The organism is Wolbachia endosymbiont of Mansonella perstans, assembly GCF_020278605.1.
Classification (GTDB): Bacteria; Pseudomonadota; Alphaproteobacteria; order Rickettsiales; family Anaplasmataceae; genus Wolbachia.
Genome location: NZ_JACZHU010000036.1, coordinates 1 through 9725, shown reverse-complemented (window position 1 = coordinate 9725; position 9725 = coordinate 1). Strand labels below are relative to the sequence as shown.

Below are 9725 nucleotides of genomic sequence, written 5' to 3'. Positions count from 1 at the left end.
ATAAGAGAGGGTGGTAGAACTGTTGGTTCTGGTGTTGTTTCTGAAATTTTGGAGTGAAAGTTTAGTCATAGGAGTGTAGCTCAATTGGTAGAGCGCTGGTCTCCAAAACCAGAGGTTGTAGGTTCAATTCCTATCGCTCCTGCATTAATGTTGTGGTAGAAATGTTAAAAGGTTTAAGTGTCTTTTTGTGTGATATCAAACAGGAAATACGAAAAATTGTCTGGGTGAAGAAGCAAGAAGTGTTATCGTCTTTATTTGTTGTAGCAATTGTTATACTATGCTTCTCAGTCCTCTTTCATTTGATAGATTTTACGTCTCTTTACACAATTAAAGCTTTATTTGGAATTGTTTATGGAATATAAATGGTACATTATTAAAGTTGATTACGGGCATGAGAGGCACTTACGTGAGTTGGTAAACTACACTGCTTATTTTAAGGAGGTATTTATTCCTTATCAAACGGTAGGCAATTCAAAATATGACATAAGGGAACTGTGTGAACTGTACGTGTATATGCACCTGTGTGATGAGAGTAAGGATATTCTGAATCAAACACCTGGGTTCTGCAGTGATGAGCCTGGTAATTTTGAAGTAGTTTTAGATGATGAAATGAGTTTAAAGCGTAGAGAATTCGACAAGTACAAGTGGTATATTTTGAGAGTTGCTTCCAATTATGAAGAAAAGGTGTGTCAACACGTGTTAGAAAATTCCATGAGGTTAGGAGTTAGCGATTATTTTAAGGAAGTTTTTATCCCATATGAAGAGCCAAGTGAGGCAGAATTAAGGTCTAAAAAAACTGTTACACGAAGAAAATGCTTTCCTGGTTATGTTTTTTTATATGTAAATTTATGTGATGAAGTGTTAAACTTTGTTAATAGTATACCAAAGTCTCTTAAAGTTTATGGGTTCTTAAAAAATGGTAATGTTCCCAAGGTAATTTTGGATGATGAGATTCGCTCAATGTGTAATGCACTTTACAATGCTCAAGAGATGAAAAAGTTAAGTCATGGTTATGAAAAGGGAGAAAAGGTGAAAATTAATGACGGTCTTTTTCAAAATTTTACTGGTAAAGTAGATATGATTAACGATGAAAAAAAAATTATTAATGTAGAAGTGTCAATTCTAGGTAAGCCAACAATAATAGAGTTAGATTTAGCTCAAGTAGAGAAAATAGAGGATTAATTATGAGTGTCGTGGTTACTAAGATTAATTTATTAATGGAAGCGGGGAAGGCAGTACCCGGACCAAAAATTGCTTCAGTGCTTGGTCCGCGTGGTATACCTGTTCCTAAGTTCTGCGAAGCTTTTAATAAGGCGACTAGCACGGCTAACGCTAACTATAAGGTAGGTGATTTGGTAACAGTACGAATCTCTATAAAGGATGATCGCTCTCACGATTTTACTGTCAGTGGGCCGCCTGTTGCTTATTTGCTTAAGCAGGAAACTAAATTGACCAAAAGCTCCAATAATCCGGGTAAAGAATTGGTGGCGAAGTTGCCTATGTCTGCTATAATTAAGGTAGCAAGATGTAAAATGGTTGACATGAAAGTGGATAATGAGGGTTCAGCAGTGAAAATGGTTATAGGCACTGCCAAATCTATGGGTATAGAAGTTGTAGAAGGTTAAGCGCATGAGTGCATATCACGGTAATTCCAAGCAATGTTTAGAAAAGATTATTGAGTCTGCTTTAGCACAGTTTAATGAGTCAATTGATGTTGCAGTTAATTTAGGTGTGGATTCACGTAAACCTGAAGAACAGGTGTACGGTACAGTGGTTTTGCCTAAGGGTATTGGAAAGGACATTAAAGTAGCTGTTTTTGCCCAAGATAAGCATTTATCAGAAGCTGAAAAAGCTGGTGCTGATATTGTAGGAGAGGAGGATTTAGTTGAAGAAATAAAAAAGGGTAGAAAATTAGATGTTGATTGGTGTATCACTACTCCCGATTTTATAGCAAAAATTACCTCTATCGCAAAAGCATTAGGTGCCAAGGGGTTGATGCCTAATCCTAAATTTGGTACCGTGACTTCTAAAGTTGCAGAAGCTGTTAAAACCATTAAGTCTGGTCAAATAAAATTTAGGACAGACAAAAATGGTATTATCCACGGTAAATTAGGAAACATCAAGTTCGGTGTTGATGATTTGCTAGAAAATTTGAAAGCCTTTCTTAAAGTCATTAAAAATGGTAAACCTGTTTCTGTTAAAGGAGTATACTTTAAGAGTGTCTTTTTGAATTCAACTATGGGAAAAGCTTATAAAATAAATAAAGTGGAAGATATAATTTAAGGGAGTAATACTGTGAAGCGTGAAAGTAAGGATGACTTTATACAGAACATAATGAATGTGTTTGTAAATAATGATTTCTTAATACTGGTAAATTTTAAATCTATAAATGCTAGTGACTCATTAGCCCTCAGGAGTAGCTTAAAGGCTATAGCAGGTGGGATGCTAATAGTTAAAAATACTCTAGCTCGTTTAGCTTTGGAAAGGACTGATAGATTTCCCTATTTGTCAGATAGGTTTTCTGGTCCTGTTGCTATTATATACTCTAGTGGTATAGTAGAAGCTGCAAAGCTGATAGTTGATTTTATTGATGCTAATAAAAAAAAGATGTCTGTGATTTGCGCAGCTCACCTTAATCAATTGCTTACAATAAAGGATGTTAATAAACTAGCTAAGTTGCCTTCTCTGGATGAGTTGCGTATTAAAATTATACGTTTAATATCTCATAATATTCCTGCTCGGTTGGCGTTATCTATTAACTCACCTTCTATGAGGCTTATAAGAATGTTAGATTATTATAGTTCTAGAAAATAAATTTGTTGTTAAGTAAGGTAGTAGTATGAGTAATGTAACAAACGATTTGGTTGATAAAATATTATCCTTAAATCTATTAGAGGCTTCTAAACTTGTAAAAGTTTTAGAAGAGAAGATAGGATTACCCGCTGGTTCTTTTGTTGGCGGAGTTGCTAGTGCTAGTGCACCTACTAGTGATAATGCTGCTAGTCCTGGTTCTCAAGAAAAAACTGAATGCAAAGTTGTAATTAAAGAAATTGATGCAAGCAAAAAAATGGAAATCATTAGAATGGTTAGAAAGGTTAATTCTACATTAGGCTTAAAAGAAGCAAAAGAGTTAGTTGAATCCTTGCCTAAGAATCTGACTGATAACATTCCTAGAGATGAAGCAGAGAAAATAAAGCAACAACTCATTGAAGCAGGAGCAACCAAAGTGGAACTTGAATAAGATGCTTATATTTAATATATTAATTTTATATTGATTCAGCGCTTTTAGTTAGTTTGGGGTACTTTAATGGTTGATTCTTCTTATATGTGTGTTTCTGATGCTTTTGTTCCTAGGGTTTCTTATTCCAGGTCAATTGACTTAAAAGATTCTTTGTTAGACTTAGTTAAAGTTCAAAAAGAGTCATACAAGTCATTTACTCCTGGAAGTCATGATAATGAAAGACTTGAATCTATTTTTCATTCAGTCTTTCCAATAAATGATCCTTTGCATAGGGCTACTATTGAGTTCATAAACTGCAGAATAGATGATCCTAAGTATGATGAGTCTGAATGTATAAAGCGCGGTATAACTTTTTCTGCTCGAGTTATTGCTTCTATACGTCTTGTTGTTGTACAAGAGGGTATTTCTCTCGATGAATATAGATCGATAAAAGAAAGTGGAGATAGTTCCAAGCTTGCGACTATTGTAAAATTTATAGAAGAGCAGGAAGTCCACTTTTGTGAGTTGCCGATGATGACTGATAAAGGCACTTTCATCATTAATGGGGTGGAAAAAGTTATCGTTTCACAGATGCATAGGTCCCCTGGTGTATTTTTTGATAGCGATAAGGGAAAAACTTATAATTCCGGTAAATTAATTTATTCTGCTAGAATTATCCCTTATAGAGGTTCTTGGTTTGATATTGAGTTTGATGTTAAAGACCATTTATATTTTCGTATTGATAGGAAAAGAAAATTACCAATCTCAGTTTTATTAAAAGCGTTGGGTCTGTCAAATAATGATATACTCGATAAATTTTATGAAAAAATAAAATATATAAAATACAAAAATGGTTGGAAAGTACCTTTTATTCCTGACAAATTTAAGGGAGTTAGGTTACCCTTTGACTTAATGGAAGTTGAAGGTAATGTGTTACTTAAGGCTAATGTTCGTGTTACTTCAAGGCTAGCTAAAAAGCTATATGACGATGGATTAAAAGAGTATCTAGTACCTTTCGATTCCATATGTGGTTTATTTCTCGCAGAAGACTTAGTAGATAGTGTTAGCTCTACGAAAATTTTGTCTGCTGGTGAGTCTATAAAAGTGGAAGACGTAAAAAAGCTTGAATTACTATCTGTGGGTGAAATATCGGTTTTAAACATCGATAATCTATACGTTGGGCCTTATATATTAAATACACTTTTTCTATATGAAAACATGTCTTATCAGGATGCGCTGTATGAAATATATAGAGTCTTGCGTCCCGGTGAAGTCCCAGTTTTAGAAATAGTAGAAGAGTTTTTTCATAATCTTTTCTTCAACCCTGAGTATTACGACCTGTCTAATATTGGTAGGTTAAAACTTAATTCTTACCTTGGGTTAAATTGTGACGAGGATTTAACTGTCTTAACACACGAAGATATTATTGAAATTGTAAGAAAAATAGTACTATTACGTGACGGTCAAGGGTCTGTGGATGACATTGATCACTTGGGAAATAGAAGAGTAAGATCAGTTGGAGAGTTTATAGAGAATCAGTTCAGGGCTGGGTTATTAAAATTGGAACGTGTAATAATCGACTCTATGTCTACTTCTAGTTTAGACAAAGTTTCTCCATCGGATTTTATTAATCCAAAAGTATTAACTAATGCCTTAAAAGATTTCTTTAATTCTTCTCAATTATCCCAGTTCATGGATCAGACTAATCCATTATCTGAAATAACGCATAAAAGAAGGTTATCAGCATTAGGCCCTGGAGGTTTAACGAGAGACCGTGCAGGATTCGAAGTACGCGATGTTCATCCAACTCATTATGGAAGAATTTGTCCCATTGAAACCCCTGAAGGGCAAAACATAGGGCTAATCAACAGTTTGGCTATATACGCACGTGTTAATAAATATGGTTTTATTGAAAGCCCTTACAGGAAAGTAGTAAATAGGGTTGTCACTGATCAAATTGAGTATTTATCTGCAATAGATGAAGGTTCGTATTATATAGCTGATACCAGTGCAAGGCTTGATGAAAATAACCGTTTTGTTGATGATATGCTATACTGTAGATATGCTGGTAGTTTTGCCATGGTAAGTAGCGATCAAGTGAGTTACATTGACGTATCTCCTAAACAGGTAATATCAGTTGCAGCTTCCTTGATCCCATTTTTGGAAAATGATGATGCCAACAGAGCATTAATGGGTTCAAACATGCAACGCCAAGCTGTACCTTTATTGAAGCCTACTGCTCCTTTGGTTGCAACTGGTATGGAGTCTTTCGTTGCTTCTGGTTCTGGTGCTGTAGTTTTGGCAAAACGTGATGGCATAGTTGATAGCTCTGATAGTAATTCCATAGTTATACGCGCCTTTGATGAAGAAAGGGTTAACTACCTAGGTGTAGATATTTATCATCTAAAGAAATTTCAGCGTTCCAATCATAATACTTGCATTAATCAAAGGCCATTAGTACGTGTTGGTGATTACGTTAAAGAGGGTGATGTGATAGCTGATGGTCCTGCAATTAATAGTGGTGAGCTAGCACTTGGTAAAAATTTGCTAGTCGCTTTCATGTCTTGGCAAGGCTATAATTTTGAAGACTCTATTATTATTTCCAGTGAAGTTGTTAAAAAGGATCTATTTACTTCTATCCATATAGAAGAATTCGAATGTGTTGTACATGATACTCCTTTAGGGTCAGAGAAAATAACTCGTGCTATACCTGGTGTTAATGAGGAAAATTTATATCACTTGGATGATAGTGGTATAGTAAAAATTGGTACAAGAGTGGGCCCAGGCTATATTCTAGTAGGTAAAGTTACACCTAAACCTTCTCTTTCATTGCCTCCTGAAACAAAATTGTTGATGACGATTTTTGGTGAAAAGTCATTCGATTGTGCAGATTCCTCTTTGTACACATCTCCAGATGTTGAAGGGACAGTAATTGATGTAAGAGTCTTTACACGCAGGGGAGTTGAAGAGAACGAAAGGGCATTACTTATTAAGCAAAAAGAAATGGGTGATCTAGAAAAAGAGCGGGACTATGTAATCAATGTAGCCAGTGAGTATTTCTATGACGAACTAAAAAAACTTCTCATGCATTCTTGCTCTCAAGATCAAGAAAAACTTAACGCTATTGAACGTGAACAATGGTGGAGTATAGGGCTAAAGAACAAATCTATTTCTGAACAAGTTAAGAGCTTAAAAAAAGACTTTGATGAAAAAGTATCAAATGCAATAACACAGTTTAAGCAAAAAGTAGAAAAATTGGATGAGGGTTATGACTTGCCTCAAGGTGTATCAATGTCAGTAAAAATTTTCATTGCTGTGAAGCACAGTCTGCAACCAGGAGACAAAATGGCCGGTAGGCACGGAAATAAAGGGGTGATTTCTCGAGTTGTACCAGTAGAGGATATGCCTTATTTAGAGGATGGGATTCCTGTTGATATTATTCTTAATCCTCTAGGTGTGCCATCAAGAATGAATGTGGGACAAATATTAGAAACTCATGTAGGTTGGGCTTGCAAAAAATTAGGAGAAAAAGTAAGTGACATTCTTGATGAAATCAACAAAACTAAAAGTGCCTTCTGTAAGAAAATTAGGTCTCTCGACAACGATAGCCCTGCAAAATTTGCAGCAGCGTACCTTGATAACAGAAAAATTGAAGAAGCTAGTGATGAGGAAATAGCGGCTTCTATTTTTAATATATCTAATAAAAATACACTAAATGAAGAGCTAAACACATTAGTGAAAAATTATTTAAACTCCTATAAAAGCGCTCACGACAATTTACGTAACTTCCTTATTGAGGTGTATAGTTGCGGTAGTGATGTATCCATCTGTAATAGTGTTCGTGAGATTGGTGATAGTAGCTTGATCGAGTTTGCAAATAAATTACGTGATGGTGTTCCTGTTGCTGCGCCTGTATTTGAAGGTCCAAAAGATGAAAAAATAACAAAGTTATTTGAACTCGCTGGTTTGGATAACTCTGGACAAACTGTATTGTATGATGGTTGCACCGGTGAAAAATTTGATCGTAAGGTTACAGTTGGCTATATGTACATGCTTAAGTTGCACCACCTAGTTGACGATAAAATTCACGCACGTTCAGTAGGGCCTTATAGCTTGGTTACTCAGCAACCTCTTGGAGGAAAATCCCATTTTGGTGGTCAGCGTTTTGGTGAAATGGAATGTTGGGCATTGCAAGCTTATGGTGCTGCCTATACTTTACAGGAAATGTTAACCGTGAAGTCTGATGATATTAATGGTAGGATTAAGATTTATGAATCAATAATAAAAGGTGACAGTAATTTTGAGTGTGGGACTCCTGAATCTTTTAATGTGATGATAAAAGAATTACGCTCTTTATGTCTAAATGTAGCTTTAAAGCAAAATGAGATAGTTATTGAAGACATATCTCATACTAATATTGCACAGTCTTTTGATAAGATTAGTATATCCATTGCTAGTCCTGAAAGTATTAAATCTATGTCCTATGGCGAGATAAAAGATGTCTCAACTGCAAACTATCGTACATTTAAAGTTGAAAAAGGTGGATTGTTCTGTCCTAAGGTTTTCGGTCCTGTTAATGATGACGAATGTTTATGTGGAAAATACAAAAAAAGAAGACACAGAGGTCGTATATGTGAAAAGTGTGGAGTAGAAGTTACATCTTCTAAAGTAAGAAGAGAAAGAATGGGCCATATAGAGCTTGCATCTCCTGTTGCTCATATATGGTTTTTGAAATCGCTTCCTTCGAGGATTGGAGCATTACTAGACATGTCTCTAAGAGATATTGAGAACATTTTATATAGCGATAATTACATTGTAATAGATCCTCTTGTTTCTTCTTTTGAAAAAGGTGAGATTATTAGTGAAAAAGCCTACAATGAAGCTAAAGATAGTTATGGAATCGATAGCTTTGTGGCTATGCAAGGTGTTGAAGCTATAAGAGAGTTGCTGGCTCGTCTTGATTTACATGAAATTAGAAAGAATCTAAGATTGGAGTTAGAATCTGTTACTTCCGAAATAAGAAGAAAGAAGATTATAAAGAGATTACGTATTATTGAAAACTTTATTAAATCAGGAAACAGACCTGAGTGGATGATACTTACGACTATACCTATTTTGCCACCTGATTTGCGTCCTTTAGTGTCTCTTGAAAATGGTCGTCCTGCAGTTTCTGATCTGAATCATCATTATAGAACTATTATTAATAGAAATAATAGGTTGAGAAAGCTATTAAGTTTAAATCCTCCCGAAATTATGATTCGTAACGAAAAGAGGATGTTACAAGAAGCAGTTGATTCTCTTTTTGACAATAGCCGTCGTAATACTCTAGCAAATAAAGCTGGTGTTGTTGGATATAAAAAATCTATTAGCGATATGCTAAAAGGAAAACAAGGTCGTTTCCGTCAGAATCTGTTAGGAAAAAGAGTGGACTACTCTGGACGTTCTGTAATAGTTGTTGGTCCAACTTTAAAGTTAAGTCAGTGTGGATTACCAAAAAGAATGGCTCTCGAATTATTCAAGCCTTTTGTTTACTCAAAGCTCAAGATATATGGTATGGCTCCAACTATTAAGTTTGCTAGTAAGCTAATAAGAGCAGAGAAGCCAGAAGTTTGGGACATGCTTGAGGAGGTAATAAAAGAACACCCTGTGTTGTTAAATAGAGCACCTACTCTGCATAGGCTTGGTATACAGGCTTTTGAACCAATTCTTATTGAAGGCAAAGCAATACAATTGCATCCACTTGTCTGTACAGCGTTTAATGCTGACTTTGACGGTGATCAAATGGCAGTACACGTCCCGATTTCATTAGAAGCTCAGCTTGAAGCTAGAGTATTGATGATGTCAACTAATAATGTTTTAAGCCCTTCTAACGGCAGACCAATTATAGTTCCTAGTAAAGATATAATACTTGGTATACACTACTTAACTTTGCAGGAACAAACCAGTGAGGAAGATGATGATTTACCATTCTCGAGTACTTTTGGTGAAATTGAACACTCTCTGAGTAACGGTACTTTGCATATTCATTCTAACATGAAGCATAGGATGGAATATACGAGTAGTGACGGCGAAATTTACTATAAAGCTGTCCGTACAACTCCTGGTCGCCTAATATTGTGGCAGATCTTTCCTAAACATGAGAATTTGAGCTTTGACCTTGTAAATCAGGTGTTAACAGTTAAAGAAGTAACCAATATAGTTGATTTGGTGTATCGTAACTGCGGTCAAAGCGCTACAGTAGAATTTTCTGATAAACTAATGGTACTTGGCTTTGAGTATGCTACATTTTCTGGTACTTCTTTTAGTCGTTGCGATCTAGTTATACCCAAAACTAAAGCCACACATGTCGATCATGCTAGGAATGAAATTAAAAAGTTTTCTATGCAATATCAAGACGGGTTAATCACCAGAAGTGAAAGGTATAACAAGGTTATAGATGAATGGTCTAAGTGTACGGATATGATAGCCAACGATATGTTAAAGGCAATATCTATATACGACAGAA

The 9725-nt window shown here is 35.4% G+C and carries 7 protein-coding genes and 1 tRNA gene; all 8 read left to right on the top strand.

Annotation, left to right across the window (positions count from 1 at the left end; all coding sequences use genetic code 11):
- Window positions 1-69: 69 nt before the first annotated feature.
- Window positions 70-142: transfer RNA gene (locus IHO13_RS02910), tRNA-Trp, on the top strand.
- A 19-nt stretch (window positions 143-161) separates the two neighbouring features.
- Window positions 162-362, top strand: a complete 201-nt coding sequence (gene secE / locus IHO13_RS02905) for a preprotein translocase subunit SecE (protein ID WP_225536992.1) — start codon at window positions 162-164, stop codon at window positions 360-362.
- Window positions 346-1182 (top strand): transcription termination/antitermination protein NusG, encoded by an 837-nt coding sequence (gene nusG, locus IHO13_RS02900; RefSeq protein ID WP_368666875.1) that lies wholly within the window; start codon window positions 346-348, stop codon window positions 1180-1182. Before secE ends, nusG begins: the two co-directional genes overlap by 17 nt.
- A gap of 2 nt (window positions 1183-1184) precedes the next feature.
- Window positions 1185-1625 carry an uL11 family ribosomal protein gene (locus IHO13_RS02895; protein WP_225538193.1) on the top strand — a complete coding sequence of 147 codons (441 nt, stop codon included), beginning with the start codon at window positions 1185-1187 and terminating at the stop codon, window positions 1623-1625.
- A 4-nt stretch (window positions 1626-1629) separates the two neighbouring features.
- Complete coding sequence (gene rplA / locus IHO13_RS02890) at window positions 1630-2283, top strand: 50S ribosomal protein L1 (RefSeq protein WP_225538192.1); 654 nt, start codon at window positions 1630-1632, stop codon at window positions 2281-2283.
- A 12-nt stretch (window positions 2284-2295) separates the two neighbouring features.
- A complete protein-coding gene (gene rplJ / locus IHO13_RS02885) occupies window positions 2296-2814 on the top strand; it encodes a 50S ribosomal protein L10 (RefSeq protein ID WP_225538191.1) in 519 nt (172 codons plus the stop codon).
- A 25-nt stretch (window positions 2815-2839) separates the two neighbouring features.
- Complete coding sequence (gene rplL / locus IHO13_RS02880) at window positions 2840-3241, top strand: 50S ribosomal protein L7/L12 (protein ID WP_225538190.1); 402 nt, start codon at window positions 2840-2842, stop codon at window positions 3239-3241.
- Between the two features lie 66 nt (window positions 3242-3307).
- Window positions 3308-9725: DNA-directed RNA polymerase subunit beta/beta' (locus tag IHO13_RS02875; protein ID WP_225538189.1), on the top strand; the 6418-nt coding region annotated here is incomplete at its 3' end.

Bases quoted from the DNA above. Each gene is read 5' to 3' on its own strand.
- secE (WP_225536992.1), top strand. From the start codon at position 162: ATGTTAAAAGGTTTAAGTGTCTTTTTGTGTGATATCAAACAGGAAATA.
- rplL (WP_225538190.1), top strand. From the start codon at position 2,840: ATGAGTAATGTAACAAACGATTTGGTTGATAAAATATTATCCTTAAAT.
- IHO13_RS02895 (WP_225538193.1), top strand. From the start codon at position 1,185: ATGAGTGTCGTGGTTACTAAGATTAATTTATTAATGGAAGCGGGGAAG.
- rplA (WP_225538192.1), top strand. From the start codon at position 1,630: ATGAGTGCATATCACGGTAATTCCAAGCAATGTTTAGAAAAGATTATT.